Raw genomic sequence first — 26,595 nt, 5'->3', positions numbered from 1 at the left:
TGTGGGAGGATGGCGGGCAGCCCCGCGCAGGACACGCCGTAAACCCGTCCATGGGGGCTCGACATGCGCCATCCATGGCGCATGACGGTCCTGCACGGGGCTACCCGCCATCCTCCGGAGGGTTCGGCGCGAACCGGACGGTAGAGCCGACGGCCACTTTTCCTGAGAGTCGACGATCCCTTCTTGCCTGGCATGCGGCATTCATGGCGCATGGCTTTCCTGCACATGCTGCTCTCGCATCAGCCTGCCTTGGTAGAGCCGGGCCATGCCCGGCTGCTCTCCGCCCAGCATGCGGCCAACGGTCGGACGAGGGGCGGGTGAGAGGCCGCGCGCCATACACCCCCGTCGGTTGTGCAACGCGCCCCCGCGCACTACGATCCCATGCGTTCCGTGCAGCCGCTCCGGTGGCGCGCGCCGCCCCTTTTCATCGCGCAGGCTGGGCCTGCGCCAGTCCAATCGAGGTTTCCATGGTCATCAAACCGCGTGTGCGCGGCTTCATCTGCGTCACCACCCACCCCGTCGGCTGCGATGCGGCCGTCAAGCAGCAGATCGACTACATCCAGGCCAAGCCGAAGATCACCAACGGGCCGAAGAAGGTGCTGGTGCTCGGCGCGTCCACCGGCTACGGCCTGGCCGCGCGCATCACTGCCGCCTTCGGCAGCGATGCGGCCACGCTGGGCGTGTTCTTCGAGCGTCCGGGTACCGAGACCAAGCCCGGCACCGCCGGCTGGTACAACACTGCTGCGTTCCACAAGTACGCCGAGCAGGCCGGCCTGTACGCCAAGAGCGTCAACGGCGATGCGTTCTCCGATGAGGTCAAGGCCAAGGTCATCGAGCTGATCAAGCAGGACCTCGGCCAGGTCGACCAGGTGGTGTACAGCCTGGCCGCGCCGCGCCGCAAGCACCCCAAGACCGGCGAAGTGATCAGCTCCACGCTCAAGCCGATCGGCGCGCCGATCACCCTGCGCGGGCTGGATACCGACAAGGAAGTGATCACCGAGACCACGATTGAGCCGGCCACCCCGGAAGAAGTCGCTGGCACCGTTGCGGTGATGGGCGGCGAAGACTGGCAGATGTGGATCGATGCGCTGCTCGAGGCCGGCGTACTGGCCGAAGGCGCCACGACCACCGCCTTTACCTATGTCGGCGAAGAGATCACCCAGGCCATCTACTGGAACGGCTCGATCGGCGCGGCCAAGAAGGACCTGGACACCAAGGTGCTGGGCCTGCGCGAGAAGCTGGAGAAGATCGGCGGCGACGCGCGCGTGTCGGTGCTCAAGGCCGTGGTCACCCAGGCCAGCTCGGCCATCCCGACCATGCCGCTGTACCTGTCGCTGCTGTTCAAGGTGATGAAGGCCAAGGGCACTCACGAAGGCTGCATCGAGCAGCTCGATACGCTGTATGACATCGTCTACGGCGGCAAGGACAGCGGCACCGCGACCGAGCGCCTGCGCCACGACCTCAGCGACGGCGGCCGCACGGTCGCGTTGATCGACGAGGCCGGCCGCCTGCGTGCGGATTACAAGGAAATGGCGCCGGACGTGCAGGGCGAGGTGGTTGCGCTGTGGCCGCAGGTGACCAACGAGAACCTGTACGAGATCAGCGACCTGGCCGGCTACAAGGCCGACTTCCTGCGCCTGTTCGGCTTCGGCGTGGACGGCGTGGATTACGACGCGGATGTGGCCACCGACGTGAAGATTCCGAACCTGGTCGAGATGGCCTGATCGCGGCGTAGGCCAACCGGTACGTATGGGTTGGATTGAAAAAAAACGCCGGGATTACCCGGCGTTTTTCGTTTCAGTTCCCGCTCGGCGCCCGCCTGCCGTGAGCACCAACGCCAGCATCAACGCGGCGCCGGCACAGCCAGCCGACAAATAAAGGACCGCGGTCAGCCCAGGTCCGTCCACCAACTGACCGCCGCTCCACGCGCCCAACGCGATCCCCACGTTGAACACGCCGACATAGAGCGCGCTGGCGATTTCCACGGCCTGCGGCGCGGCCCGTAGCACCCATGTCATCAGGCCAACCGATACCCCGCCATACGCCAGCCCCCAGACCAGAAGCACGGCCGTGCCGCCAGCCGCGGTGTCGCCGAGGGTGAGGTACAGGAGTGGCGTGAGCAACAGGCCCATCGCAATGGCGGTGATCGTGGCTGCAGGGCGACGGGCCGCCGCGGTGCCTGCAATGAAATTGCCGACGATGCCCGCGATGCCATAGCCGAACAGCAATGCACCCATCCAGCGTGGATCCACGCCGGCCACGCCGAGCAGTAGCGGACGTACGAAAGTGAAGGTCATGAAATGGCCGCCGACCAACAGCAGTGTCAGCAGCAGTCCTGCCTGCAACGCCCGGTTGCCCAACTGCCCGCGCAACTGGCGCAGGGTGGGCGAAGCGCTTACCGACAGCGTGGGCATCGCCACGAGATGCAGGACCAATACCGCTGCACTGAAAAACGCCATCGCAGCGAAAGCCGATCGCCAGCCTGCCAGGTCGCCGATCCAGGTACCCAGCGGCACGCCCAGCACCGATGCCGCCGCGACGCCGCCGAAGATGATCGACGTGGCCAGCCCCACGCCGTGGACCGGTACCAGGCGGGCAGCCAGGCCGCCGGCGATGGCCCAGATGCCTCCCATGCAGAACCCGACCAGCATCCGCGCGGCAAGCAGCCAGCGGATGTCCGCCGCCAGCGCCGAGGCCAGGTTGGCGATCACCAGCAGGGCCAGCAATCCCGCCAGGATCCAGCGCCGGTCAACACCCCCGGCGCCGATCACCACGATCGGCGCGAACAGGGCCGCCAGCAGCGCAGGCAGCGAGAGGGTCAGCCCCACCGTGCCGGTGCTGGTGTCCAGGTGCTGGGCAATACCGGTCAACAGCCCGACCGGCAGCATTTCAGTGGTCACTACGGCGAAGGTGGCCAGGGCGGCGGCGACAACCGCCAACCACGGGCGCCGTGCACGCGGATGCGTACCGGGAACCATGTTCATCGTTCGGATCCTGCAGAAAGGGAGGGGCTCGTTACGGTTGACTCGCTGACGGCGCGCCTCTGCGCAGGGAGGCGCCGATGCGCCCATAGCGTGGTGAGCACCACCAGGGCGGCGCCAGCCACGGCGACGACGAATCCGGCGCGCGCGCCACCGATATCCACGCGCTGGCCGGCGGCTGCCGCGCCTATCGCCACGCCCACGTTGAGCCCGGCCAGCAGCCAGGTCATGCCTTCGGTCAGCCGGTGCGCAGGCACCAGCCGCTCGACGATCGACATTGCCACGATCATGGTCGGAGCGAAGCACGCTCCAGCCGCCAGCACGGCCACCGCAAGCGCGGCGATGCTGTCCACCCGCAGCAGGGGCAGGGTGGACAGCGCGGTCGCCATGCCACCCAGCAACAGCAGCCGACGCAGTGGCCAACGCAGTGTGACCGCACCGAACAACAGGCCCGCCACACACGAGCCCAGCGCGTAGGCGGACAACACCACGCTGGCGGTGCCGGGAACGCCGCGCTGGTCGGCGAAGGCGACACTGGTGATGTCCACCGTGCCGACGATGACGCCCATCGCCATCATCAGCAGCGCCAGCAGGCGCACGCCGCCCACGCTGATGGCCGACCCGTAGCGGTCGCTCGGATCGACCGGCCGCAGCGGCGGTTCGCTGCCACGCTGCACGGTCAGCGCAGTAACGCCGAGCGCCAGCAGGACGGCGGCGGCGAACAGGCCCGCCAGCGGATCGATCGCCACCGACAGTCCTACCGCCAGCGGCGGACCGGCAATGAAGGTCACTTCATCCAGGACGGTTTCGAGTGAATAAGCGGTCTGCAGACGGGGTTGCCCCCGCAACATCGCGGCCCAGCGCGCGCGCACCATCGCCGACATGCTCGGCATGCACCCGGCCAGCACCGCGCCGGCAAACAGGGTCCATGCCGGTGCCTGCGCCGAGGCCGCAGCGAGCAGCAGCGCCATGCCCAGCACACTGACCGTCGTGGCGACCGGCAGCACGCGCGATTGCCCGTGGCGGTCCACCTGGCGGGAGATCTGTGGCGAGAGCAGCGCGTAGGTCAGCACGAACGCGGCCGCCACGGTGCCGGCGAGCGCATAGCTGCCGCGCAGTTGCGCGAGCAGGGTGATGATGCCGATACCGGTCATCGGCAGCGGCAGTCGCGCCACCAGGCCGGCCAGGACGAAGCGCCCGGTTGCGGGGGCGACAAACAGAGTTCGGTACGGGGCAAGCATCAACGTTCTCCATGATTTCGCCGTGCGCCGGCATGCGCTCACGCGCATACATACGGCGTGTATGAATAAAATCCTATATACATACGCTGTGAATGTAAATAAACATACGGAACGCATGTAAGGAGTAGATCGGATGGCTCGCCGCACTCGTGCCGAGATGGAAGAAACCCGCGCCGCCCTGTTGGCGACCGCGCATGCGGTGTTCACCGCGCATGGCTACGCCGACGCCTCGATGGACGATCTGACCGCGCAGGCAGGGCTCACCCGTGGCGCGCTGTACCACCACTTCGGCGACAAAAAGGGATTGCTGCAGGCCGTGGTGGCGCAGCTGGATACCGCGATGGATGTCCGACTACAGGCGATTTCGGCGACGGCCGCCGATCCTTGGGACGGGTTTCGCAGCCGCTGCCATGCCTATCTGCAGATGGCCCTGGAGCCGGATATCCAACGCATCGTGCTGCGCGATGCGCGTGCGGTCCTGGGCGGGGCATCACCGGAGGCGCAGCGCCATTGCGTCGCCTCGATGCAGGCCCTGCTCGAAAATCTCATGCGCCTTGGCGTGGTGGCCGACGCCAGCCCGCAGGCGCTGGCGTCGCTGATTTACGGCAGTCTCGCCGAGGCGGCGTTCTGGATTGCCGAGGGCCCGGGGGCGTCGGAACGACTGACGCACGCACAGGCCGCGCTGGATCTGCTGCTGCGGGGCTTGCTCGCCTCCCGTTAGTGGCAGGTCACGACTGCAGGCCGTGACCCGGTATCAGGCGAAATCGAAGTTCATCAGCGGGCCGGCCGGCCCCACGAACTCGCCCTGCACGTAATCCACGCCGGCACTGAACAGCAGGCTCATCGAGTTGGCATCGGCGACGAACTCGGCGATGGTGCGGATGTTGGCCGACTGCGCGCGGGTGGTGATCTCGCTGATCTTCTCGCCGTGTTCGCGGGTGCTGGCGACATCGCGGGTGAAGTCGCGGTCCAGCTTGAGGAACTGCGGCTGGAAGTGGGCCAGCAGCTGGAACGAGTCCAGCCCCGAGCCGAACTGTTCCAGGCCGATCCGGCACCCCAGCGGGGCCACGTCGGCCAGGAACTGCTGGGCATTGCGCAGGTGGGTGAACACCTTGGCCTCCGGCGCATGCAGCCACAACCGCTCGCCCGGCACGCCATGCGCCTGCAGTTCGCGGCGCAGGGTGGCCACCATCAACGGATCGTTGAACGACTCCGGGGTGATCTTCACCATCAGGTGGGTCGGGTGCCCGGCACGCTCGCGCTGGCCCAGCACGCTGATGGCATGCGCGACCACCCAGCGGTTGATCTCGGCCAGCAGGCCATGTTCTTCGGCGATGCCCAGGAACGCCGTGGGGCTGAGCAGTTCGCCGTTGTTGTCCAGGCGCAGGTAGGCCTCGTACAGCTCCAGTGCCTCGCCCTGCAGGTTCAGCACCGGCTGGTAGTGCAGCTGGAAACCGTCACCGGCCAGGGCTTCACGAATGCGTGCCACCCAGCGCTGGATGCGCTCTTCCTCGACACGGTCGACGGCGGCCGGGTCGAAGATGCGGCTGGTGTTGCCCAGCTCGGAGGCGGCCTGCTGGCACTCGGTGGCGCGGGCCAGCACCTGGCCGATGCTGGCGATCTTCTCGCCCACCTGCACGCCGCCGATGCTCACCGTGACCGTGGCCGAGCGCTCGCCGATGCTGAACACCTGCGCGGCGAAGGCGTCGCGGATCTGGTCGGCCAGTGCCACGGTCTGCGCGTAGGCGCCTTCGGTGAGCACGGCGAAACTGTGCTCGCCGAAACGGGCCACCTGGGCCGCGTCGCCGACGCTGTCGGCCAGCACCCGGGCCAGCGCGGCGATCAGCGCATCGGCCGAATCCAGGCCGATATCCGGCAGCAGGCGGGCGTAGTGGTCCGGCTCGACCAGCAGCAGGCCGAACTGGCCTTCGCTGCGACCGGCCTGGGCCACCGCGTTCTCCACGTGCAGCATGAAGGTGGGGCGGTTGAGCAGGCCGGTGACCTGGTCGCGCTGGCGCAGGTCTTCGACTTCGCGTGCCAGCTCCGGGTCGAACTCCATGCGCCGGCGGCGGAACACCACCTGCAGGCAGGACTCGCCTTCGTAGCTGGCCTGGGTGAATTCCATCGTGGCCGGGAACACCGCCCCGTCCTGGTTGCGCGCGTCCACCTGGTACTGCGGCGGCGGCGCCTCGCCCTTGCTCATCGACTTGAGCAGCTGCTTGAAACCGTCCACGTGCTGCGGGGCGACCATGTCCAGCAGCGAAATGCCTTCCACGTCGTCGAACGACTCGTAGCCGAACATCTCCAGGTACGCCTCGTTGGCGCGGATGTGCATGCCTTCGTGGACGTAGGCGATCGGGTCGCGCGAGGAGGAGATCAGCGCATCGCAGCGGCGCTCGGTCTCGCGCATCTGCGCTTCGATCCGGCGCAGCCCGCGACGGGCGTGCAGGTCGGTCCATTCATTGCGCACCACCGCCAGCAGGTGTTCGGGGCGGTTGCGCAGGGCGATCGCGCGGATGCCGTTGGCCCCGGCTTCGACCCACTCGTTCTCGTCGATCGATTCGGCCAGCAGGACCATCGGGATGTCCTTGCCGCTGGCCGCGATCTGCTGGGTCACCTGCAGCAGCGGGATGCTCTGCGCCGGGGCGACCAGCACCAGGTCGATCGGCTGGCTGCCCAGGATCTGGGCCAGCTCCTCGCTGTGCTGCGGACGCGCCGGGCGCACCGCGATGCCGCTGTTGCGCAGCGTGCTGACGATGGTTTCAGCGTTTTCGCCGCTGTCATCCACGATCAGCAGGCGGACGGTGATGTCATTCGCGTTCTGCATTCACTACTCCCCGGACTGCAAACTTGATACACGATGCGTGTGGATACGTCCATGCGGCAAACGGTAGCCGGTCACGGATCCACTGAGAGATCAGACCACCTGGCCGGCGGCGTGGCCGCTGGCCCAGGCCCATTGGAAGTTGTAGCCGCCCAGCCAGCCGGTCACGTCCAGCACTTCCCCCACGAAGTGCAGGCCGGGGACCAACTGCGATTCGAACGTACTGGAGGACACCTTGCGGGTGTCCACCCCGCCCAGGGTGACCTCGGCGGTACGGTAGCCTTCGGTGCCGCTGGCCACCAGCGGGAACGCCTGCAGCAGGGCGGCGGCCTGGCGCAGCTGCGGCGCGTCGATCTGCTTGACCGGACGGTCCGGCAGCCAGTGCTCGCACAGGCGCAGCGCCAGCCGCCGCGGCAACACCTCGGACAACACCGTGCGCAGTTCGGCCGCGCCGCGGTCGCGCTTCATCGCCTGCAGCCAGGCCTCGGCATCCTGGCCCGGCAGCAGGTCCAGGTGCAGCGCGTCGCCGGGCTGCCAGAACGAGGAGATCTGCAGAATCGCCGGGCCACTGATGCCGCGGTGGGTGATCAGCATGGAATTGCTGAAGGCCACGTCGTTGCAGCGCGCCGTCACCGGCAGCGCCACCCCGCTGAGGTCGTTGAAGCGTTCCTGGTGCGTGCCGCTGAGGGTCAGCGGCACCAGCCCGGCGCGGGTCGGCAGCACCTCATGGCCGAACTGGCGGGCCAGGTCGTAGCCGAAGCCGGTCGCGCCCAGGCTGGGAATGGACAGGCCGCCGGTGGCCACCACCAGCGAGGCGGCATGGAACTGCCCCTGCGCGGTGGTCACGTGGAAACCATCGGCGCCGCGCTGGACGTCGGTCACCGCGCAGTCGGTGCGCACCTGCACCCCGGCTGCCTGGCATTCGTCCATCAGCATGCGCACGATCTGCTTGGAGGAGATGTCGCAGAACAGCTGGCCCAGTTCCTTCTCGTGGTAGGCGATGCCGTGGCGCTCGACCATCTCGATGAAGTGCCAGGGCGTGTACCGGGCCAGCGCCGACTTGCAGAAGTGCGGGTTGGCGGAGAGGAAATTGGCCGGCGTCGTGCCGGTGTTGGTGAAGTTGCAGCGCCCGCCGCCGGACATGAGGATCTTCTTGCCGACCTTGTTGGCATGGTCGATCACCTGCACCATGCGCCCGCGCTGGCCGGCGGTGAGCGCACACATCAGCCCGGCCGCGCCGGCGCCGATCACCAGTACATCGCATCGGATCACGGACATCGCAGCGGACTCAGGCCTGCGGCTTCTGCTTGCGCCAGGTGGGGATGACGCTGAGCTGGGCCTTGTCGGAGGTCAGCTGCACTTCGCCGTCCTGGATCTGCACGTCCCATTGCATGGTGCGCTCGATCTGCGCGCCCCATTCGGTGACGAACTCACCCGGCAGGTCCATCACCTCCAGCACCGCCAGCTTCTTCAGCGCCGAGGCGTTGCGATCCCACCAGATATCGGCCGCGCGGCCGCCGTAGGTGACCAGCTGCACCGCGCGTGCGCGGCCGGCAGCCTTGCGCAGGCGCGACTCGTCCGGCTGGCCCAGTTCGATCCACAGCTCGATGTCGCCGGTGTAGTCGCGGCGCCACAGGTCCGGCTCATCGTCCACGCTCAGGCCGCGGCCGAATTCCAGGCGGTCGTCGGCGTTCAGCGCGAACGCCAGCAGCCGTACCATCAACCGGTCATCGGTCTCGGAGGGATGCTGGGCCAGGGTCAGCGAATGGCTGGCGTAGTAGCCGCGATCCATGTCGCTGATCTGCAGTTCGGCCTTGCGGATGGTGGCGGTGAGGGCCATGGGGATACCGGGAGCAAAGAGGACCATGATAGTGGTTTGCCCCCGGGGTGTCCGATGCGGTGCTTCTGCATCGCCGCCATTGGTGGCACGCTTCGCTGCCTGCCGCCCTTGGTTGCCCGGTCCATGCCACGCCCCCGTCCCCGTCGCCTGCAGATCGATGGCGCCACCTTCACCTGCAGCGTGCGCGTGGCACGTGCCGGCGTGCCCGCGGCCGTGGTCTTGACCGCCCACGGGGCGGGCTGGCACCTGCTGGCGGTGGCCCGCCTGCCCGCCGACGCGCAGGCCCCCGGCGGGGCGCCGGCGTGACCGCGCCCAGCCGCCTGCAGCTGCCGCCTGGGACGTGGCCCACCCTGCTGGACGGGCTGTGTGCGCGCTTCCCGCGGATCGACCGCGCGCAATGGGCGGATCGTTTCGCGCGTGGCCGGGTGCAGGATGCGCAGGGCAGGGCGTTGGCCCCGGACGGGCCGTGGCAGGTGGGGCTGGAGATCCGGTACTTCCGTGAGGTGGTCGACGAGGCGGTGATTCCGTTCGCCGACGCCATCCTCTACCAGGATGCGGACCTGCTGGTGGCCGACAAACCGCATTACCTGCCGGTCACCCCGGCTGGCCGGCACGTGCGCGAAACCCTGCTGGCGCGGCTGGTCGCGCGGACTGGTAATGCGGACCTGGTGCCGCTGCACCGGCTCGACCGGCTGACCGCGGGGCTGGTGCTGTTCTCGACCCGGCCGGCAACCCGTGATGCCTACCAGCGCCTGTTCCGCGAGCGCCGCATCGACAAGACCTACGAGGCGCTGGCCCCGGCACTGCCCGGGCTGGTGTTCCCGCTGGAACGGCACAGCCGGCTGGTGCCGGGGGAGCCGTTCTTCCGCATGGCCGAGGCCGAGGGTGCGCCCAATGCGCGGACCCGGATCGAGGTGATCGACGCCGAGGGGCCACTGTGGCGCTACCGGCTGCACCCCGAATCGGGCCGCAAGCACCAGCTGCGGGTGCATATGGCGGCGCTGGGCGCGCCGATCGTGGGCGACGACCTGTATCCGCACCTGCGCCAGGATGCGCCCGGCGAGGGAGCGGTGCCGCTCCAGCTGCTGGCGCGGGAACTGGCGTTTGCCGATCCGCTGGATGGCGCGCAGAGGCGGTTCAGCAGCGCCCTCCGCCTCGGCTAGTACGCGCGCTGCGGCCCGGCCCTACGGCGGGTGGCAATGTCGGGGGGCCGGGCGGCGCCGTTGCCGTTCAGCGCACTGAACGCTGCGCCAGCCAGCGGTCCAGTTCCGCCGCGAAGGCCTGGCGCTCGCGCGGGCCCAGCGGCGGTGGGCCGCCGGTCTGGATGCCTGCGCCGCGCAATTCCTCCATGAAGTTCCGCATCGACAGGCGTTCGGCCATGTTGTCCGGGGTATACAGCTGGCCGCGGGGGTTGAGTGCCACGGCACGTTTTTCCAGGACCAGCGCAGCCAGCGGGATGTCCTGGGTGACCACCAGATCGCCGGCGGACACCCGCGCAACGATGGCGCTGTCGGCCACGTCCAGGCCCGGCGGCACCTGCAGGAAGCGGATCACCCGCGAGGGCGGAACGCGCAGTCCGTGGTTGGCCACCAGGGTCAGCGGGATCGTCACCCGCTCGGCGGCGCGGAACAGGATCTCCCGGATCACCACCGGGCAGGCGTCGGCGTCGACCCAGATGCGGCGGGTGGCAGAACTTGAATCGGGCATTTGGCTGCTCTTAAGGTAGGAAAAGTCTGAATAGGCGCGGTGAATTGGTGTAGGATGGGCCAATCCCTTGTCGCGTCAGGCGGGACGGGGGGATGGCTGAATAAACCAGCTATCGCTTTTTCGGTAAAACACGAGTATCGTCCCCCACACTGTGTTTGCTAGGGTCACCGTGAATCGTGGCCTGGTGCAGTTGATCTCACGATCTGCTCATCGATCCGCTTTACCAACGCCTGCAACTCAGTCTCGGCGCCCACAATGGGCGGCCGCGATTATTTCAACTATTGTTTCAGGAGTTTGTACATGTCTGATCGTCAGAGCGGCACCGTCAAGTGGTTCAACGATGCCAAGGGCTTCGGCTTCATCACCCCGGAAAGCGGCCCGGACCTCTTCGTGCACTTCCGTGCCATCCAGGGCACCGGCTTCAAGTCGCTGCAGGAAGGCCAGAAGGTGACCTTCGTCGCCGTGCAGGGCCAGAAGGGTATGCAGGCTGACCAGGTGCAGGCGGTCTAATCGACCCCCCGCTACCGTCAGGTTGCAATGAAACGCCGGAAGCGAAAGCTTCCGGCGTTTTTTATTGCGCGCGTGCCGGGCAACGACATCGTGGTGGCCGCCCGCCGGTTACGATGACGCTTTGAACCCTGCGGACGCGTCGATGATCAAAGTGCACCACCTGGACCACTCGCGCTCGCTGCGCGTGCTGTGGATGCTCGAAGAGCTGGGCCTGCCGTACCAGGTCGTGACCTACCAGCGCGACCCGAAGACCTGGCTGGCCCCGCCGTCTCTGCGCGAGGTCCACCCGCTGGGCAAGTCGCCGGTGCTGCAGGACGACGCACTGGTGCTGGCCGAGTCCGGGGCGATCCTGGAGTACCTGGCCGACCGTTATGACAGTGGCCGCCTGCTGTCGCCCGAGCTGCTGCCCGCGCAGGCCAGCGAGCGCCTGCGCTACCGCTACTGGATGCACTACGCCGAAGGCTCGGCGATGCCGCCGTTGCTGATGAGCCTGGTGTTCGCCCGGGTGCGCAAGGCGCCGATGCCGTTCTTCGCCCGCCCGATCGCCCGCGGCATCGTGGACAAGGTGATGAAGCGGTTCGTGGGCCCGCAGCTGACGCTGCACCTGCAATGGATGGAGCGTGAGCTGGGCCAGTCGCCGTGGTTTGCCGGCGAGCGCTTCACCGCGGCCGATATCCAGATGAGCTTCCCGATCCAGGCCGCCGCCTCGCGCGCCGGCGGCATGCAGGCCTACCCGAAGCTGCAGGGTTTCCTGCAGCGCATCGAGCAGCGTCCGGCCTATCAGCGCGCCAGTGATCGGGGCGGGGCGCTGGACCTGGGCGCCGGCACCGCCTGAGCTTGCGGGGGCGTCGCGGCGCCCCCATTTCGTGCTGATGAGCACCCCATCCCTGCAGTTCGACAACCGTTTCATCGAGGCACTCCCGGGCGACACGGAAACCGGCCCGCGGGTGCGTGAGGTGCGCGGCGCGGCCTGGTCGTCGGTGCTGCCGACCCCGGTCGCCGACCCGCAACTGCTGGCGCTGTCGGCGGAGGTTGCCGCATTGCTCGGGCTGGGCCCGGATCTCACCGGCAGCCCCGATTTTGCCCGCGTGTTCGGCGGCAATGCGCTGTATGCAGGGATGCAGCCGTGGGCGGCCAACTATGGTGGCCACCAGTTTGGTCACTGGGCAGGCCAGCTCGGCGACGGGCGCGCGATCTCGCTGGGCGAGCTGGTCACCGCCGCGGGGACGCGCTGGGAGTTGCAGCTCAAGGGCGCTGGCCGCACCCCGTATTCGCGCGGTGCCGACGGGCGCGCGGTGCTGCGCTCGTCGATCCGGGAGTTCCTGTGCAGCGAGGCGATGCACCACCTCGGCGTGCCGACCACGCGCGCGTTGAGCCTGGTCGGCAGCGGCGACCGCGTGGTGCGGGACATGTTCTACGACGGCAACGCACGCCCCGAGCCGGGCGCCATCGTCTGTCGCGTCGCGCCGTCGTTCATCCGCTTCGGCACGTTCGAGTTGCCCGCCTCGCGCGGCGACGTGGCGCTGCTGCGGCAGTTGGCCGATGCCTGCATCGCGCGCGACTTCCCCGAGCTGGCCGATGCCGGCACCGAGCGCCATGCCCGCTGGTTCGCCCTGGTCTGCGAACGCACCGCGCTGATGGTGGCGCACTGGATGCGGGTCGGCTTCGTGCACGGGGTGATGAACACCGACAACATGTCCATCCTCGGCCTCACCATCGACTACGGTCCGTATGGCTGGGTGGACGACTACGATCCGGACTGGACCCCCAACACCACCGACGCGCAGGGCCGACGCTATCGCTTCGGTACCCAGCCGCAGGTGGCGTACTGGAACCTGACCCGGCTGGCGCAGGCGCTGTCGCCCCTGTTCGACGACGTGGCCCCGCTGCACGCGGGCCTGGCCCATTTCCAGTCGGTCCATGCGCGGCGCGAGCGCGAGGACATCGCCGCCAAGTTCGGGTTGGCGCAGTGCCGCGAGGATGATGTGGCCCTGGGCGCGGCCTGGCTGCAGATCCTGCAGGACGGCGAGATGGACATGACCCTGGCGTTCCGGGGATTGATGGCAGTGGACCCGCAGGCGCCGACAGTGACGGTGCTGGAGGAGGCCTTTTACAACGCCGAGCGCCGTGATGCCGTGCTACCGGCGTTGCAGGCCTGGCTGCAGCAGTACGCGGCCCGGTTGCGTGACGACCCGCTGGACGCGCAGGCACGCCAGCAGCAGATGGCCGCGGCCAACCCACGGTATGTGCTGCGCAACTGGCTGGCCCAGGAAGCGATCGAACGCGCCGAGCAGGGCGACCTCGGCGGGGTGCACGCGCTGCAAGCGGTGTTGCGCCATCCGTATGACCTGCAGCCCGGCCGCGAACACTACGCCGGCAAGCGACCTGAATGGGCGCGCGACAAGGCCGGCTGCTCGATGCTGTCCTGCAGTTCCTGATCGGCACTGAAAACACCGGAATGCGTGCTCCGGGCCTTGCGCGGCAAGGCCGGCCGACGGACGGTGGACGCTGCCTCACCGCGGTCTACGACAATGGTCGTAGCGGATAAGTTCGATAATCGCACGCGCAGTCGATAAACGCACTTGAATGGTGCAGTGCGATAAACCTACTTTCAATTCCGTTCCACGCGATCCACCCCTGGCGGGCGAGGGCAGTGCCCATCGGTACTGAAGCCAGGTGCAGGGGAAAGACCGCCGGAGTCCCTTTTCCTGTGCGGAGCCTGCGCATGCGTTGCCGTCTGTCTATCGTTTCCCTGTCCCTGCTTGCCCTGCTGCCGTCGCTGGCCCAGGCCTACCAGGCCGAGCCGCCGCGCGAGGCGCTGCAGGTGCTGCACGTGGACCGCTATGCCGATGACGCCGCGCCCGGGTCGCTGCGCTGGGCGATCGGCACCGCCAACCAGGCGCCGGGGCGCTACCGCATCGAGATCGCCGCAGTGGGCGAGGCGCCGTACGTGATCCGCCCCGCCACGCCGTTGCCGGCGATCGTCGGGCCAGTGCAGATCGTCGGCACGCCCTGGGCCCACGATGGCCAGTACGTCGCCATCGACGGCTCGGCCTATGTCACCGGCACCGGCACCGATGCCTGCCCAGGCGCCGAGCCGGGCCAGTCCGGCACCAATGTGCGCACCACCACGCTGCCCGGCCTGGTCCTGCGCGATACGCGCGGCGTCGAGCTGAGCGGGCTGGAGATCCGCAACTTCTGCATCGGCGTGCTGATCAACCGCAGCAGCCACAGCGAGATCCACGACAACCGCATCGTCGCCAACAAGGGCGGTGCCGGGATCATGCTCACCGGCGACGACGGCAAGGGCCAGTCCACCGCCGCCACGACGGTGCACAACCGCATCGTGCGCAACCAGTTCCTCGACAATGGCGACGGCCTGGAGCTCACCCGCGGCGCGGCCTGGAACCTGGTCGCCGACAACCTCTTCCAGTCCACCGCCGCCAACCCGGAGCCGTCGCAGGGGATCGAAATCCTGTGGGGCAACGACAACACGGTGGTGCGCAACCGCTTCGTCGACTACTCCGACGGCCTGCAGATCAACTGGGGCAACCGCAACTACATCGCGGCCAACACCTTCACCGGCAATTCGATCGGGCTGAGCATCACCGGCAGCGACAATGTCGTCGACGGCAACACGATCAGCGGCAATGGAATCGGCATCGCAGTGCGGCCGCAGCCGGTCAGCGCACCCAACCGGTTCAGCGCGAACGTGATGGTCGGCAACGGGCTGCCGATCGAGCGTTGCGAAGCCGGTGGCGCCTGCGTCAAGGGCCAGACGCGCGGGGCGATCGTGTTCGGCGTGCCCGGGCTGGAACACGCCGCGTTCGTCGGTTCGCGCGGGCGTGGGGTGGAGAACGATCCGGCCAAGCGCGCCCGCATCTGCAGCGCGGCCGATACCACCGGCTGCCAACCGGTGCCGAATCTGGGCCAGGCCGCGCCGGTGCTGCAGGCCGTGCAGGGCAAGGGTGCCGCGCGCACGCTGCGGGGCGTTTTCCAGGGCGTGCCGGGGCAGCGCTACCAGTTGGAGGTGTTCGGCAACCGGGCCGCCAACGGCAGCGAGGCCGAACGCCTGCTGGGCAGCACCGAGGCAGTCACTGACGCGCGCGGCCAGGGGCACTTCACCTTGGCCCTGCCGGCGACCACCGATGTCGCCACGCTCACCGCCACCGCAACGTCGGCGCTGGGCGCCACCTCCCCATTGAGCGCGCCGCTGTCGCTGCGCTGACCAGACCCCGAGAGATCCCGATGCGTACTCCGACCCCGACGTACCTGGCCATCGCACTGTGCACCGCGTTGTCCGTGCCCGCATGGGCCCAGGCCCAGGACAGCAATCGTTACGACGGCAAGACCCTGACCGGCGACTGGGGCGGTACCCGCACCGCGCTGGACGAGCAGGGCATCCGCTTCCGTGGCGACTATGTGGGCGAGGCGATGGGCGTGGTCGACGGCGGCTATGGCCGCACCGGCGCACGCTACGCACAGCAGGTGCGGGTCGGCATCGACCTGGACATGGGCCGGCTGGCGGGGTGGGACGGCGGCGCCTTCCACGTGACCCTCAACGACCGCCGCGGCAACAGCACCTCGGCCGACCTGGTCGGCAACCGCTTCCCGATCCAGGAAGCCTACGGCGGCCAGTACACCCGCCTCACCGAGGCCAGCTACGACCAGACCTTCAACGCCGGCCAGTCGTATTTCAAGCTGGGCTACTACGCGATGGGCAACCAGTTCGGCGTGCACAGCCTGCTGACCCACTTCGTCAACGCCGCTTTCTGCGCGCATCCGCTGGCGATGTCGGGCAACAGCGGCTGGTACAACTATCCCACCGCACGCTGGGGCGGTGAAGTGGCCCAGCAGATCAGCCCGGCGGTGAACGTGCGCACCGGCTGGTTCCAGGTCAATCCGAACCTGGGCGGCAACATCGAACGCAACGCGTTCCGGCCCTTCGTTTCGGGCACCACCGGTTCGCTGATCCCGCTGGAAGTCACCTGGACCCCGGCCAAGGGCGGTACCTATCCGGGCGTGTACAAGTTCGGCGGGTACTACGACACCTCGCGGGTGGCCCAGCGCGGGCTGGATACCTCGCCGACCACCGGCCGCCATGGCGCCTACGTGCTGGCCGAGCAGCGCCTGACCCGCGAAGCCGGCGACCCGCAGCGCGGGCTCACCGCGTTCGCGCAGTACATGGTCTCGGATACCGACACCGCGCAGATCCGCCGCTGGTATGCACTCGGCGGCGTCTACCAGGGCATCGGCGCGCGTGCGCAGGACAGCATCGCGCTGGGGTACGTGGGCGCGGACATCAACCGCCGCCTGGTCGGCGCGCGCCGCGCCAACCTGGCCGACATGGGCGTGCCGCTGGATTCGCCGCTGTACCAGCTCAGCCAGGCCGAAGAGCTGTTCGAACTGTCCTACAGCATCCAGGTCAATCCCTGGCTGATGATCCGCCCGGACGTGCAGTACATCGTCAATCCCGGCACGTTCGCCTACACCCGCACCGACAACGCGTGGGCGTTGGGCGTGCAAGCCAAGGTCACCTTCTGATGCGCGCACTCACCCGCTTGTTCCTGGCCGCCATGCTCGGCGGCGTCGCTTCCATCGCCCAGGCCGCCCCCGTGCCGGTGACCCCGTTGCAGGTTGGCGCGCTGCGCATCGGCGAGGGGGCACCACGCACCATCGTGCCGATCACCGGGGCCACTGCCGAGCTCGCCCTGCAGCAGGCCGCCGCGATCGCGGCCAGCCCGTCCACGGATGTGGCCGAGTGGCGCATCGACTACCTGGACATCGCCACCGACGGCAAGGCATTGGTCGCGCTCGGCAAGCGCATCGCGCGCGCGCTGCAGGGCAAGCCGATGATCGTCACCTTCCGCACCCAGGCCGAAGGCGGCAGCAAGCCGATCAGCGATGCCGACTATGCGGCGCTGTACAGCACGCTGCTGCGCGGCGAGTTCGCCCAGTTGATCGACGTGGAGATGTTCCGCGACCCGACCCGGGTGGCCGCACTGGTGGCGCAGGCGCACAAGGCCGGGGTCAAGGTGGTGATGTCCAGCCATGACTTCCACGCGACGCCGGCGCGCGAAGAGATCGTCGCGCGCCTGTTGCGCCAGGAAGCGCTCGGTGCCGACGTGCTGAAGATCGCGGTGATGCCGCAGGACGCCGGCGACGTGCTCACCTTGCTTCAGGCCACCTGGGACGTGCGCCAGCGCAGCAGCAAGCCGCTGCTGACGATGTCCATGGGCGGCACGGGCGTGGTTTCGCGGCTGGCCGGGGAGACCTTCGGCCAGGCGCTCACCTTCGGGATGATCGGCACGCCCTCGGCGCCGGGCCAGGTCGAGGTCGATCAACTGCAATCGGTGCTCCAGGTGATCCACGCCTCCAGCCAGGCCGGTCGATGAGACCTCCCCGCCGGATGTTTTTTTCCGCACGACGTCGTCGCAGGACCCCCGCATGAGCCACGCCAGCGCCTCCGCTCCACCGCTCGTTCTGGAGCGGATGAGTTCCTTCCAATGGACCGCCATCGCCATCTGCGTGCTGTTGAACATGCTCGATGGCTTCGATGTGATGGTGATGGCCTTCACCGCGCCGCATGTGTCGGCCGACTGGGCACTGTCGGGCAAGGTACTGGGGGTCATGCTCAGCGCCGGGCTGGTCGGCATGGCGCTGGGCTCGTTCCTGCTCGCGCCGCTGGCTGATCGCTGGGGCCGCCGGCCGATGATCATCGTCTGCCTGGCGATCCTCACCCTCGGCATGGCCGCCTCGGCGCTGGCGGCCAACGCCTGGCAGCTCGGCGCGCTGCGCGTGTTCACCGGGATCGGCATCGGCGGCATGCTGGCCGGCGTGGGGGTGATCACCGCCGAATATGCCAATGCGAAATGGCGCAGCACCGCCGTGGCGATGCAGGCCACCGGCTACCCCATCGGCGCCACCCTGGGCGGCCTGCTGGCAGCCTGGATGCTGGAGCATTTCAGCTGGCACAGCGTGTTCCTGATCGGGGCCGGTGCCTCGCTGCTGTGCATCCCGCTGGTGCTCAAGTGCCTGCCTGAATCGCTGGACTTCCTGGTCGCGCGGCGCCCGGCCGATGCCTTGCCGCGGCTCAACGCACTGCTGGCCCGCATGCACATGCCGGCCTTGCAGGCGCTGCCGCCGGCACCGGTGCGTGGCGATGGGCGCAAGGGCTATGCGGCGCTGTTCGTCGGCGACCTGCGCAAGGTGGCCGTGCTGATCGCGATGGCGTTCTTCCTGCACATGTTCGCGTTCTACTTCGTGCTCAGCTGGACGCCCAAGCTGCTGGTCTCGGCCGGTGTCTCGGCGCAGCAGGGCATCACCGGCGGGGTGCTGCTCAACCTCGGCGGCATCGTCGGCGGCAGCCTGTTCGGCTGGCTGGCCTCGCGCTGGGCATTGTCGCGGTTGACCGCGGCGAGCCTGCTGCTGGCCATGCTGGCGATGCTGCTGTTCGCCGGCTTCAACACCCGCCTGGAGATTGCCTTCCCGATTGCCTTCGTGATCGGCGCAGCGCTGTTCGGTGCGATGGCCGGGCTGTATGCGGCCGCTCCGGTGGTGTTCGCGGCGGACGTGCGCACCACCGGACTCGGCTGGGCGATTGGCATCGGGCGCGTCGGCGCGATCCTGTCACCGCTCAGCGTGGGCCTGCTGGTCGATGCCGGCTGGTCGCCGGCGGCGTTGTACGTGCTGTGCGCGCTGCCGCTGGCGCTGGCCGCCTGGGCGTGCCTGGGGCTGCGTGTCGGCGTTGGCCAGACGCGTACCTGAGCGCCCAAAGGAAAATGACAATGATGTGCGATTATCGAATCAAGTGGCCGAATATCGGATTGACCGTGCCGGGCGCGCTCCGCACCATGGTCGCTTCCAGAGTCTTCCCGCACGTGGCCGTGCATCGCAGTGCGCGGCAAGGAGCAATGCAGTGATCGACAAGACCGTGGCCAGCGCTGACGCAGCGGTGGCCGATATCCACGACGGCGCCACGGTGATGATCGGCGGCTTCGGCACCGCCGGCATGCCCGACGCGCTGATCGATGCGCTGATCGCACAGGGCGCGCGCGAACTCACCATCATCAACAACAACGCAGGCAACGGCGACAGCGGGCTGGCCGCGCTGATCCAGCACAAGCGCGTGCGACGCATCATCTGTTCGTTCCCGCGGCAGGCCGATTCGCAGCATTTCGACGCCGCCTACCGTGCCGGCGAGATCGAACTGGAGCTGGTGCCGCAGGGCAACCTCGCTGCGCGCATCCACGCTGCCGGGTCCGGGCTGGGCGCGATCTTCACCCCCACCGGCTATGGCACCGAGCTTGCCGAGGGCAAGGAAACCCGCGAAATCGACGGTCGCCACTACGTGCTCGAGTACCCGCTGCACGCCGACTTCGCGCTGATCAAGGCCCACCAGGGCGACCGCTGGGGCAACCTGGTGTACCGCAAGACCGCGCGCAACTTCGGCCCGCTGATGGCGATGGCCGCACGCTGCGCGATCGTCCAGGTCGACGCCGTGGTGGCGTTGGGCGAGCTCGATCCCGAAGCGGTGGTCACCCCGGGGATCTTCGTGCAGCGCGTGGTCGAACTGCCTGCATCCGCCGCTGAAGGAGCCCGCGCATGAACCGCCTGAGCCGCGAACAGATGGCTGCCCGCGTCGCCCGTGACATCCCGGAAGGCGCGTACGTGAACCTGGGCATCGGCCTGCCGACCACGGTGGCCAACTTCCTGCCGGCCGACAAGGACATTTTCCTGCAGTCGGAAAACGGATTGCTCGGCATGGGCCCCGCACCGGCGCCCGGCGAGGAAGACCCGGACCTGATCAATGCCGGCAAGCAGCCGGTGACGCTGCTCACCGGCGGCTGCTATTTCCACCACGCCGATTCGTTCGCGATGATGCGCGGCGGCCACCTCGACATCTGCGTGCTGGGCGCGTTCCAGGTGTCGGCGCAAGGCGACCTGGCCAACTGGAGCACCGGTGCGGCCGATGCGATTCCGGCGGTAGGCGGTGCGATGGATCTGGCGATCGGTGCCAAGCAGGTCTTCGTGATGATGGACCTGCTCACCAAGCAGGGGCAGAGCAAGCTGGTGGCCGCGTGCAGCTATCCGCTGACCGGCCTGCGCTGCGTGTCGCGGGTCTACACCGACGTGGCCGTATTCGACCTGGGCAAGGACGGCGCGACCGTGCTGGAGATGGTCGACGGGGTGACGCTGGCGCAGCTGCGCGACCTGACCGGCCTGCCGCTGCAGATGCGTGAAGGAGCCTGACATGAGCCTGCAGGAAACCTATATCGTCGATGGTATCCGCACCCCGATCGGCCGCTATGCCGGTGCGCTGTCGGGCATCCGTGCCGACGACCTGGGCGCGATCCCGATCAAGGCGCTGCTGGCGCGCCACCCGCAGCTGGACCCGGCGCTGATCGAGGAGGTGTACCTGGGCTGCGCCAACCAGGCCGGCGAAGACAACCGCAACGTGGCGCGGATGAGCCTGCTGTTGGCCGGTTTGCCGGTCAGCGTGCCGGGCAGCACCATCAACCGGTTGTGTGGCTCGGGCCTGGATGCGATCGGCACGGTGGCCCGCGGCATCGCCGCCGGCGAACTCGGGCTGGCCATCGCCGGTGGCGTGGAGTCGATGTCGCGCGCGCCGCTGGTGATGGGCAAGCCGGGCAGCGCATTCGCACGCGACCAGATCCTGGAAGACACCACGATGGGCTGGCGCTTCATCAACCCGCGCCTGCGTGAGCTGCACGGCGTGGAAACCATGGGGCAGACCGCGGAAAATGTCGCCGAGCGGTACGCGATTTCACGCGATGACCAGGATGCGTTCGCGCTGCGCAGCCAGCAGCGCACCGCCGCGGCCCAGCAGCGTGGCTTCTTCGAGGGCGAGATCGTCGCGGTGGATGCGCCGGGCCGCAAGCGCGGCGAAAGCGTGCGCGTGGAGCACGATGAACACCCGCGTGCCGACACCACGATGGAGGCGCTGGGCACGCTCAAACCGCTGTTCCGTCAGCCGGGTACCGTCACCGCCGGCAATGCCTCGGGCATCAACGATGGCGCGGCGGCCCTGCTGCTGGCCTCCGGCGCGCAGGTACAGGCGCTGGGGCTGACCCCGCGCGCACGCATCCTCGGCTTTGCCAGCGCCGGCGTGGAGCCGGCGGTGATGGGCATGGGGCCGGTGCCGGCCAGCCGCGCATTGATGGCGCGGCTGGGGCTGTCGATCGGCGACTTCGACGCCATCGAACTCAACGAAGCCTTTGCCTCGCAGGGCCTGGCCTGCCTGCGTGAGTTGGGCCTTGCCGATGATGCCGCGCACGTGAACGCCAATGGCGGCGCCATCGCGCTGGGCCATCCGCTGGGCATGAGTGGTGCACGCCTCGCGCTGACCCTGCTGCGCCAACTGGAGGCCAGCGGTGGACGGCGCGGCCTGGCGACGATGTGCATCGGTGTCGGCCAGGGCGTTGCGCTGGCCATCGAACGCGTGTGAACCGCGTGCCTTCTTCCTGTTTCACGGCCGCTGCCCGCCTTGCATGGCAGCGTGCCGGTGCCACCCAGCCGCGGTCTCCGGGCCGCCCGCCACTTGGAGTACGCCATGAGCGATCCCACTGACCTGCGCGGTTACCGCAGGCCGTATCCCGGCACCCAGCCGGCGCGCATCCACCTGCCGTATGCGTCCACCCGCCTGCGCGGCCCCGGCCGCGATCCGATCCAGATTCCGGCCACGCTGTCCGAAGTGACCGGGCCGACCCTGGACCGCATCACCCTGGGCGAGCACGCCGCCGACCTCACCGCCGGCTTCAAAGGCCAGCCGCTCGGCGAACGCATCGTGGTGAGCGGGCGCGTGCTGGACGAGAACGGCCGCCCGGTCCGCAACAGCGTGGTCGAAGTCTGGCAGTGCAATGCGGCGGGCCGCTACCTGCACAAGGGCGACCAGCACGATGCGCCGCTGGACCCCAACTTCACCGGCACTGGCCAGGTGCTCACCGACGACCACGGCCGCTACCGCTTCACCACGATCAAGCCGGGCGCCTACCCGTGGCGCAACCATTACAACGCGTGGCGGCCGGCGCATATCCATTTCTCGCTGCACGGCGAGGGGATCGGCCAGCGCCTGGTCACCCAGATGTATTTCCCCGGCGACCCGTTGCTGGCCTACGACCCGATCTACAACTGCGTGGACGATCCCAAGGCCCGCGCGCGCATGGTGTCCTCGTTCGACTGGGAAAACACCGCGAACGAATTCGCCCTGGGCTACCGTTTCGACATCGTCTTGCGTGGCCGCAAGATGACCGTGTGGGAGTAAGCAGATGAGTTTCCAATCCACTCCATGGCAGACCGTGGGCCCGTACTACCGGCTGGGCCTGGAACCGCTGTACCGCACCGACATCGCACCGGCCCAGGCGCAGGGCGATCGCGTGCAGGTGCAGGGCCAGGTCTTCGACGGCGTCGGCGTGCCGGTGTCCGATGCGGTGCTGGAGATCTGGCAGGCCGACGCGCAGGGCATCTATGCCCACCCCGAAGACCCGCGCCATGCCGACCACGACCCGGCGTTCGACGGCTGGGGCAGGGTACCCACCGATGAACACGGCCGCTTCGCCTTCAGCACGATCCGGCCTGGCAGCGTGGCCGGCCCGGGCGGGCGCGCGCAGGCCCCGCACCTGATGGTGCTGGTGTTCATGCGTGGCCTGTTGCGCGCCGCCAGCGCACGGCTGTACTTCAGCGATGCGCCCGGCAATGCCGCCGATCCGATCCTCGCGCTGGTCCCGGCCGAGCGCCGTGGCACGCTCATCGCGCAGGCGCTGGGCAATGGCGTGTACCACTGGGACGTACGCATGCAGGGCGAGCACGAAACCGTGTTCTTCGATTACTGATGTGGCCTCCACGCCTGCCGGCGGCCGGCGCGGGTAAGCTGTCCCGGTCCTGGATGGAGCTGGTTTGATGCACGATTCGCATTCCCTGCTGGGCGGGTTGTTTGGCGATCCGGTGGTGGACGCCCTGTTTACCGACGCCGCGCGGGTGCAGGCGATGCTCGACGTGGAAGCGGCGCTCGCCCGCGCGCAGGTGCGCTGCGGGGTGATCCCCGCCGCCGCGCTGGCCCCGATCGAGGCCGCCTGCCAAGCCGGACACTACCCGCTTGATGCGCTCGGCCAGGCCACCGCGCTGGCTGGCAACCCGGCCATCCCGCTGGTCAAGGCGCTCACCGCGCAGGTGCGCCAGCACGATCCCGACGCGGCGCGCTGGGTGCATTGGGGGGCCACCAGCCAGGACATCATCGACAGCGGCGCCATCCTGCAGTTGCGTGACGCGCTCACCCGGGTCGAGGAGCGGCTGCAGGTGCTGTGCGCCGCGTTGGCGGGTCTTGCCGATGCCGAGCGCGATACCGGGCTGCCCGGGCGCACCCTGCTGCAACAGGCCGTGCCGGTCACCTTCGGGCTGAAGGCGGCGGGCTGGCTCGATGCGCTGCAGCGCAGCCAACGACGGTTGCAGGCGCTGCGCAGCGATACGCTGGTGCTGCAGTTCGGCGGTGCCGCCGGCACGCTGGCCTCGTTGCAGTCGCGCGGGCTGGACGTAGCGCTGGCGCTGGGCGACGCGCTCGACCTGCCGGTGCCGGCGCTGCCGTGGCACACCGCACGCGACCGCATCGCCGAACTCGGCAGCGCCTTCGCGCTGCTCACCGGGACCCTTGGCAAGATCGCCACCGACATCGTGCTGCTGATGCAGTCCGAGGTCGCCGAAGCGTTCGAGCCAAGCGGCGAGGGCAAAGGCGGCTCCTCGGCGATGCCGCACAAGCGCAACCCGGTGGGGTGCGTGGCGGCGATCGCCGCGGCCACCCGCGTGCCGGGCCTGCTGTCCACGCTGTTCGCGGCGATGCCGCAGCCGCATGAGCGTGCTGCGGGGCAGTGGCACGCCGAATGGGAGACCGTGCCGGAGATCGTGCGCCTGTGCGCGGGCAGCCTGGCCCAGGTAGGCGTGGTCGTGCAGGGCCTGCAGTTGGACCGCCCGCGCATGCAGGCGCACCTGGACAGCCACGGTGGCCTGCTTTACGCCGAAGCGGTGGCGGTGACCCTGGCCGGCACGCTCGGCAAGGCCGCCGCGCACGCACTGGTGGAAGAAGCCGCGCGGCGTGCGCTGGCCGAGTCGCGGCATCTGCGCGACGTCCTGCAGCAGATGCCCGAGGTGGCCGCGCAGCTGCCGCCCGCACAGTTGCAGGCGTTGTTTGCCGCCGACAGTTGGCGCGGCATGGCCGATACCTGGATCGACCGCGTGCTTGCGCGCGGCTGATCCGTTTCCTGGAGTACTGCATGCCGTTCCTTGATCTGCCCCTGCACCGCATTCACTACCGCGTCGATGGACCGGTGGATGCGCCCTGGCTGACCTTCTGCAACTCGCTGGGCACCGACCTGCACATGTGGGATGCGCAAGTGGACGCGCTGGCCGCGCAGTTCCGCATCCTGCGCTACGACCGCCGCGGCCACGGCCAGTCCAGCGCGCCGCCGGGCGCGTACAGCGTGGCCGACCTGGGCGCGGACGTGCTGGCCCTGTGGGACCACCTCGGCGTGGAGCGCAGCCATTTCTGCGGGCTGTCGATCGGCGGCCTGACCGGCCAATGGCTCGGCCTCCATGCCGGCGCGCGGCTGCGCACGCTGACCGTGGCCGCGACCGCAGCGAAGATCGGCACGGCCGAGAGCTGGCAGGCGCGCATCGCGCAGGTCGAGCAGGACGGGCTGCAGCCGTTGCGCGCGGGCACCGCCGAACGCTGGTTCACCCCGGCCTTCGCTGCCGCGCAACCAGCCGTGGTGGACGACATCCTGCAGCGCTTCGTCGCCACCCGCGTGGCCGGTTACATCGGCTGCTGCCATGCCGTGGCCACGGCCGACTTCCGCGGCGCGCTGGCCGGCATCACGGTGCCGACGCTGGCCATTGCCGGCGATGACGACCCCGTCTGCCCGCCATCGGACCTGGCGGCGATCGCCGCCGGCGTCGCGCAGGGGCAGGCCATCGCGGTGCCGGGCCGCCACATCTGCAACCTCGAATCGGCCGGTGCGTTCACCGACGCGCTCGCCGCACACCTACGCTGAACCGGCCAGGTGCCGACCGTGGGTCGGCACGCCCACCCCAACAGAGGCATCCCCAATGGACGAACAGGAACGCTACGAAGCCGGCCTCGCGGTACGCCGCGCCGTGCTCGGCGAAGCCCACGTGGAGCGCTCGCTGCAGGCGCGCACCGATTTCACCGAGGAGTTCCAGGCCTTCATCACGCGCACCGCGTGGGGCACGGTATGGACGCGCGATGGCCTGCCACGGCACACGCGCTCGTTGCTCACCATCGTGATGATGGTGGCGCTTGGCCACGACGAAGAATTCAAGCTGCATATCCGCGCGGCGCGCAACAATGGCGTCACCGCCGACCAGATCAAGGAGGCGCTGCTGCAGGCGGCGATCTACTGTGGCGTGCCGGCGGCCAACCATGCCTTCGCACTGGCCAGGCCGATCCTGGAAGAACAGGCCAACGAATCCACGCCCTGACGGAAGGGCCGGCGGCTGGCCGGCACCCTTGCAAGGCGCAACGGCGCGTTTACTGCAGCAACGTCCCCAGCCGCTGCGCCGCCTCACGCAGGCGCGGCAGCAGCTGCGACTGCATCACGCCCAGACTGATGCGGCCGGCCTGGGTGCCGATGTTCAACGCACCCACCACGTTGCCACTGCGCGCATGCACCGGCACGGCAATCGAGCGCAGCCCGATCTCCAGCTCCTGGTCGACCAGGGCGACGCCTTCGCGACGGACCCGCTCCAGGGTATCGAGGAACTCGTCCATGCGCGTCACGGTGCGCTCGGTACGCGGTCGCAGCGGGTTGCGCTCCAGGTAGCTTTCCAGCGTGTCGCGCGGCAGTGCGGCCAGCAGCACGCGGCCCATCGAGGTGCAGTACGCCGGCAGGCGGCTGCCGGCACGCAACCCGATCGACATGATCCGCACCGTTTCGGCACGTGCCACGTACAGCACGTCGTCGCCATCGAGCACGCCCAGCGAGCAGGACTCGTGCACATCGTCGCGCAGTGCATCCAGCACCGGCTGCGCGGCGGCGGTCATCGACGAGGACGCGACGTACGCCCCGCCCATGCCCAGCACGCGCGGCAGCAGCACGAAGCCGCGGCCCTGTTCGCCCACGTAACCGAGCTTCTCCAGCGTGTACAGCACGCGGCGCACCGCGGCGCGGGAAATCCCGGTCTCGGTGCTGATCTGCGACATGGTCACTTCGCGCGGATGTTGCGAGAACACGCTCAGCACCACCAGGCCACGGCCCAGCGAGGTCATGAAATCCGGATCGCCCTGGTTGTCCTGTATCTGCTGCATCAGCTCATGGCTGAGGCCGCGGTCCTGCGGCGGGGCAGGGACGCGCTTGGGGCGACGGCTGGGAGGTACGGCGGACATGGCGGTGTGTCGTGCTCGGTGATCGTGCATGGTAAAGGCTGCACGCAGCGAAGCGAAGCCGATGCGCCACGGTCGGGCGA

At 68.8% G+C, this 26,595-nt stretch carries 26 protein-coding genes; 19 read left to right on the top strand and 7 right to left on the bottom strand.

Going from position 1 to position 26,595, the window contains the following annotated elements:
* Positions 1-467: 467 nt before the first annotated feature.
* Positions 468-1,724: an enoyl-ACP reductase FabV gene (gene fabV, locus AC1DGC_RS19790; protein ID WP_259208342.1), complete on the top strand. Its 1,257-nt coding sequence runs from the start codon at positions 468-470 to the stop codon at positions 1,722-1,724.
* Between the two features lie 54 nt (positions 1,725-1,778).
* Here the strand turns inward: fabV and AC1DGC_RS19785 are convergent, their stop codons facing one another.
* Together AC1DGC_RS19785 and AC1DGC_RS19780 are read right to left on the bottom strand one after the other, a co-directional pair.
* Positions 1,779-2,984: an MFS transporter gene (locus AC1DGC_RS19785; RefSeq protein ID WP_478048668.1), complete on the bottom strand. Its 1,206-nt coding sequence runs from the start codon at positions 2,982-2,984 to the stop codon at positions 1,779-1,781.
* A complete protein-coding gene (locus AC1DGC_RS19780; RefSeq protein WP_478048667.1) occupies positions 2,981-4,222 on the bottom strand; it encodes an MFS transporter in 1,242 nt (413 codons plus the stop codon). Before AC1DGC_RS19780 ends, AC1DGC_RS19785 begins: the two co-directional genes overlap by 4 nt.
* A 133-nt stretch (positions 4,223-4,355) precedes the next feature.
* On the opposite strand from AC1DGC_RS19780, the gene AC1DGC_RS19775 reads away from it, so the two are divergent.
* On the top strand, positions 4,356-4,943 hold the full coding sequence (locus AC1DGC_RS19775; protein WP_478048666.1) for a TetR/AcrR family transcriptional regulator: 588 nt from the start codon (positions 4,356-4,358) through the stop codon (positions 4,941-4,943).
* 33 nt (positions 4,944-4,976) lie between these two features.
* On the opposite strand, the gene AC1DGC_RS19770 is transcribed toward AC1DGC_RS19775, so the two are convergent.
* The 3 genes from AC1DGC_RS19770 to AC1DGC_RS19760 all read right to left on the bottom strand — a co-directional run bounded on the left by AC1DGC_RS19770 (position 4,977) and on the right by AC1DGC_RS19760 (position 8,886).
* Positions 4,977-7,049 carry an EAL domain-containing response regulator gene (locus AC1DGC_RS19770; RefSeq protein ID WP_394164864.1) on the bottom strand — a complete coding sequence of 691 codons (2,073 nt, stop codon included), beginning with the start codon at positions 7,047-7,049 and terminating at the stop codon, positions 4,977-4,979.
* Between the two features lie 90 nt (positions 7,050-7,139).
* Positions 7,140-8,324 carry a BaiN/RdsA family NAD(P)/FAD-dependent oxidoreductase gene (locus tag AC1DGC_RS19765; protein ID WP_478048665.1) on the bottom strand — a complete coding sequence of 395 codons (1,185 nt, stop codon included), beginning with the start codon at positions 8,322-8,324 and terminating at the stop codon, positions 7,140-7,142.
* Between the two features lie 10 nt (positions 8,325-8,334).
* Positions 8,335-8,886 carry a YaeQ family protein gene (locus AC1DGC_RS19760; protein ID WP_259208348.1) on the bottom strand — a complete coding sequence of 184 codons (552 nt, stop codon included), beginning with the start codon at positions 8,884-8,886 and terminating at the stop codon, positions 8,335-8,337.
* Positions 8,887-9,009: 123 nt separating this feature from the next.
* Here AC1DGC_RS19760 and AC1DGC_RS19755 point away from each other — a divergent pair, with 123 nt between their 5' ends.
* On the top strand, positions 9,010-9,192 hold the full coding sequence (locus AC1DGC_RS19755; protein WP_478048664.1) for a hypothetical protein: 183 nt from the start codon (positions 9,010-9,012) through the stop codon (positions 9,190-9,192).
* A complete protein-coding gene (locus AC1DGC_RS19750) occupies positions 9,189-10,049 on the top strand; it encodes a pseudouridine synthase (protein ID WP_478048663.1) in 861 nt (286 codons plus the stop codon). Before AC1DGC_RS19755 ends, AC1DGC_RS19750 begins: the two co-directional genes overlap by 4 nt.
* A 67-nt stretch (positions 10,050-10,116) precedes the next feature.
* Here AC1DGC_RS19750 and AC1DGC_RS19745 read toward each other — a convergent pair whose 3' ends face one another.
* Positions 10,117-10,593, bottom strand: coding sequence for a YaiI/YqxD family protein (locus AC1DGC_RS19745; RefSeq protein ID WP_478048662.1), 477 nt, complete (start codon positions 10,591-10,593; stop codon positions 10,117-10,119).
* Positions 10,594-10,893: 300 nt separating this feature from the next.
* Here AC1DGC_RS19745 and AC1DGC_RS19740 point away from each other — a divergent pair, with 300 nt between their 5' ends.
* From AC1DGC_RS19740 to pcaC, 15 genes are all read left to right on the top strand, one after another.
* Entirely contained in the window at positions 10,894-11,103 is a 210-nt protein-coding gene (locus AC1DGC_RS19740) for a cold-shock protein (RefSeq protein WP_006451993.1), read from the top strand.
* Between the two features lie 142 nt (positions 11,104-11,245).
* On the top strand, positions 11,246-11,938 hold the full coding sequence (locus AC1DGC_RS19735) for a glutathione S-transferase family protein (RefSeq protein ID WP_478048661.1): 693 nt from the start codon (positions 11,246-11,248) through the stop codon (positions 11,936-11,938).
* Between the two features lie 37 nt (positions 11,939-11,975).
* Positions 11,976-13,541, top strand: coding sequence for a protein adenylyltransferase SelO (locus AC1DGC_RS19730; RefSeq protein WP_478048660.1), 1,566 nt, complete (start codon positions 11,976-11,978; stop codon positions 13,539-13,541).
* 287 nt (positions 13,542-13,828) lie between these two features.
* Positions 13,829-15,331: a right-handed parallel beta-helix repeat-containing protein gene (locus AC1DGC_RS19725; RefSeq protein WP_478048659.1), complete on the top strand. Its 1,503-nt coding sequence runs from the start codon at positions 13,829-13,831 to the stop codon at positions 15,329-15,331.
* Positions 15,332-15,351: 20 nt separating this feature from the next.
* The gene (locus tag AC1DGC_RS19720) at positions 15,352-16,647 is read left to right on the top strand and encodes a carbohydrate porin (RefSeq protein WP_259208364.1); all 1,296 of its coding nucleotides are present in this window, start codon (positions 15,352-15,354) and stop codon (positions 16,645-16,647) included.
* Entirely contained in the window at positions 16,647-17,498 is an 852-nt protein-coding gene (gene aroD / locus AC1DGC_RS19715) for a type I 3-dehydroquinate dehydratase (RefSeq protein WP_478048658.1), read from the top strand. The genes AC1DGC_RS19720 and aroD overlap by 1 nt, the downstream gene beginning before the upstream one ends.
* Before the next feature lie 52 nt (positions 17,499-17,550).
* Entirely contained in the window at positions 17,551-18,870 is a 1,320-nt protein-coding gene (locus tag AC1DGC_RS19710; RefSeq protein ID WP_478048657.1) for an MFS transporter, read from the top strand.
* 151 nt (positions 18,871-19,021) lie between these two features.
* Positions 19,022-19,711, top strand: a complete 690-nt coding sequence (locus tag AC1DGC_RS19705) for a 3-oxoacid CoA-transferase subunit A (RefSeq protein WP_259208368.1) — start codon at positions 19,022-19,024, stop codon at positions 19,709-19,711.
* Positions 19,708-20,355, top strand: coding sequence for a 3-oxoacid CoA-transferase subunit B (locus AC1DGC_RS19700; protein WP_259208371.1), 648 nt, complete (start codon positions 19,708-19,710; stop codon positions 20,353-20,355). The genes AC1DGC_RS19705 and AC1DGC_RS19700 overlap by 4 nt, the downstream gene beginning before the upstream one ends.
* Position 20,356: 1 nt before the next feature.
* Complete coding sequence (pcaF, locus tag AC1DGC_RS19695) at positions 20,357-21,571, top strand: 3-oxoadipyl-CoA thiolase (RefSeq protein WP_478048656.1); 1,215 nt, start codon at positions 20,357-20,359, stop codon at positions 21,569-21,571.
* A gap of 105 nt (positions 21,572-21,676) precedes the next feature.
* Positions 21,677-22,387 carry a protocatechuate 3,4-dioxygenase subunit beta gene (pcaH, locus tag AC1DGC_RS19690; RefSeq protein WP_259208373.1) on the top strand — a complete coding sequence of 237 codons (711 nt, stop codon included), beginning with the start codon at positions 21,677-21,679 and terminating at the stop codon, positions 22,385-22,387.
* Positions 22,388-22,391: 4 nt separating this feature from the next.
* Positions 22,392-22,955 (top strand): protocatechuate 3,4-dioxygenase subunit alpha, encoded by a 564-nt coding sequence (gene pcaG / locus AC1DGC_RS19685; protein WP_449336096.1) that lies wholly within the window; start codon positions 22,392-22,394, stop codon positions 22,953-22,955.
* Positions 22,956-23,022: 67 nt separating this feature from the next.
* Positions 23,023-24,366, top strand: a complete 1,344-nt coding sequence (locus AC1DGC_RS19680; RefSeq protein WP_478048655.1) for a 3-carboxy-cis,cis-muconate cycloisomerase — start codon at positions 23,023-23,025, stop codon at positions 24,364-24,366.
* A 20-nt stretch (positions 24,367-24,386) separates the two neighbouring features.
* Complete coding sequence (pcaD, locus tag AC1DGC_RS19675) at positions 24,387-25,163, top strand: 3-oxoadipate enol-lactonase (protein WP_394164853.1); 777 nt, start codon at positions 24,387-24,389, stop codon at positions 25,161-25,163.
* 55 nt (positions 25,164-25,218) lie between these two features.
* Positions 25,219-25,611, top strand: a complete 393-nt coding sequence (gene pcaC / locus AC1DGC_RS19670; protein ID WP_259208383.1) for a 4-carboxymuconolactone decarboxylase — start codon at positions 25,219-25,221, stop codon at positions 25,609-25,611.
* A 49-nt stretch (positions 25,612-25,660) separates the two neighbouring features.
* Here pcaC and AC1DGC_RS19665 read toward each other — a convergent pair whose 3' ends face one another.
* On the bottom strand, positions 25,661-26,515 hold the full coding sequence (locus tag AC1DGC_RS19665; protein ID WP_259208385.1) for an IclR family transcriptional regulator domain-containing protein: 855 nt from the start codon (positions 26,513-26,515) through the stop codon (positions 25,661-25,663).
* Positions 26,516-26,595 lie beyond the last annotated feature (80 nt).

The sequence above is a fragment of the Stenotrophomonas sp. 05N37 genome (assembly GCF_056397365.1).
The sequence above is the reverse complement of the archived record's forward strand: the minus strand, read 5'-3'. Positions and strand labels throughout refer to the sequence as shown.

Bases quoted from the DNA above. Each gene is read 5' to 3' on its own strand.
- AC1DGC_RS19725 (WP_478048659.1), top strand. From the start codon at position 13,829: ATGCGTTGCCGTCTGTCTATCGTTTCCCTGTCCCTGCTTGCCCTGCTG.
- AC1DGC_RS19730 (WP_478048660.1), top strand. From the start codon at position 11,976: ATGAGCACCCCATCCCTGCAGTTCGACAACCGTTTCATCGAGGCACTC.
- pcaG (WP_449336096.1), top strand. From the start codon at position 22,392: ATGAGTTTCCAATCCACTCCATGGCAGACCGTGGGCCCGTACTACCGG.
- AC1DGC_RS19765 (WP_478048665.1), bottom strand. From the start codon at position 8,324: ATGTCCGTGATCCGATGCGATGTACTGGTGATCGGCGCCGGCGCGGCC.
- AC1DGC_RS19785 (WP_478048668.1), bottom strand. From the start codon at position 2,984: ATGAACATGGTTCCCGGTACGCATCCGCGTGCACGGCGCCCGTGGTTG.
- AC1DGC_RS19740 (WP_006451993.1), top strand. From the start codon at position 10,894: ATGTCTGATCGTCAGAGCGGCACCGTCAAGTGGTTCAACGATGCCAAG.
- AC1DGC_RS19700 (WP_259208371.1), top strand. From the start codon at position 19,708: ATGAACCGCCTGAGCCGCGAACAGATGGCTGCCCGCGTCGCCCGTGAC.
- pcaH (WP_259208373.1), top strand. From the start codon at position 21,677: ATGAGCGATCCCACTGACCTGCGCGGTTACCGCAGGCCGTATCCCGGC.
- AC1DGC_RS19775 (WP_478048666.1), top strand. From the start codon at position 4,356: ATGGCTCGCCGCACTCGTGCCGAGATGGAAGAAACCCGCGCCGCCCTG.
- AC1DGC_RS19665 (WP_259208385.1), bottom strand. From the start codon at position 26,515: ATGTCCGCCGTACCTCCCAGCCGTCGCCCCAAGCGCGTCCCTGCCCCG.
- AC1DGC_RS19710 (WP_478048657.1), top strand. From the start codon at position 17,551: ATGAGCCACGCCAGCGCCTCCGCTCCACCGCTCGTTCTGGAGCGGATG.
- AC1DGC_RS19760 (WP_259208348.1), bottom strand. From the start codon at position 8,886: ATGGCCCTCACCGCCACCATCCGCAAGGCCGAACTGCAGATCAGCGAC.
- aroD (WP_478048658.1), top strand. From the start codon at position 16,647: ATGCGCGCACTCACCCGCTTGTTCCTGGCCGCCATGCTCGGCGGCGTC.
- pcaD (WP_394164853.1), top strand. From the start codon at position 24,387: ATGCCGTTCCTTGATCTGCCCCTGCACCGCATTCACTACCGCGTCGAT.
- pcaF (WP_478048656.1), top strand. From the start codon at position 20,357: ATGAGCCTGCAGGAAACCTATATCGTCGATGGTATCCGCACCCCGATC.
- AC1DGC_RS19780 (WP_478048667.1), bottom strand. From the start codon at position 4,222: ATGCTTGCCCCGTACCGAACTCTGTTTGTCGCCCCCGCAACCGGGCGC.
- AC1DGC_RS19680 (WP_478048655.1), top strand. From the start codon at position 23,023: ATGCACGATTCGCATTCCCTGCTGGGCGGGTTGTTTGGCGATCCGGTG.
- fabV (WP_259208342.1), top strand. From the start codon at position 468: ATGGTCATCAAACCGCGTGTGCGCGGCTTCATCTGCGTCACCACCCAC.
- AC1DGC_RS19745 (WP_478048662.1), bottom strand. From the start codon at position 10,593: ATGCCCGATTCAAGTTCTGCCACCCGCCGCATCTGGGTCGACGCCGAC.
- AC1DGC_RS19770 (WP_394164864.1), bottom strand. From the start codon at position 7,049: ATGCAGAACGCGAATGACATCACCGTCCGCCTGCTGATCGTGGATGAC.
- AC1DGC_RS19755 (WP_478048664.1), top strand. From the start codon at position 9,010: ATGCCACGCCCCCGTCCCCGTCGCCTGCAGATCGATGGCGCCACCTTC.
- AC1DGC_RS19720 (WP_259208364.1), top strand. From the start codon at position 15,352: ATGCGTACTCCGACCCCGACGTACCTGGCCATCGCACTGTGCACCGCG.
- AC1DGC_RS19735 (WP_478048661.1), top strand. From the start codon at position 11,246: ATGATCAAAGTGCACCACCTGGACCACTCGCGCTCGCTGCGCGTGCTG.
- pcaC (WP_259208383.1), top strand. From the start codon at position 25,219: ATGGACGAACAGGAACGCTACGAAGCCGGCCTCGCGGTACGCCGCGCC.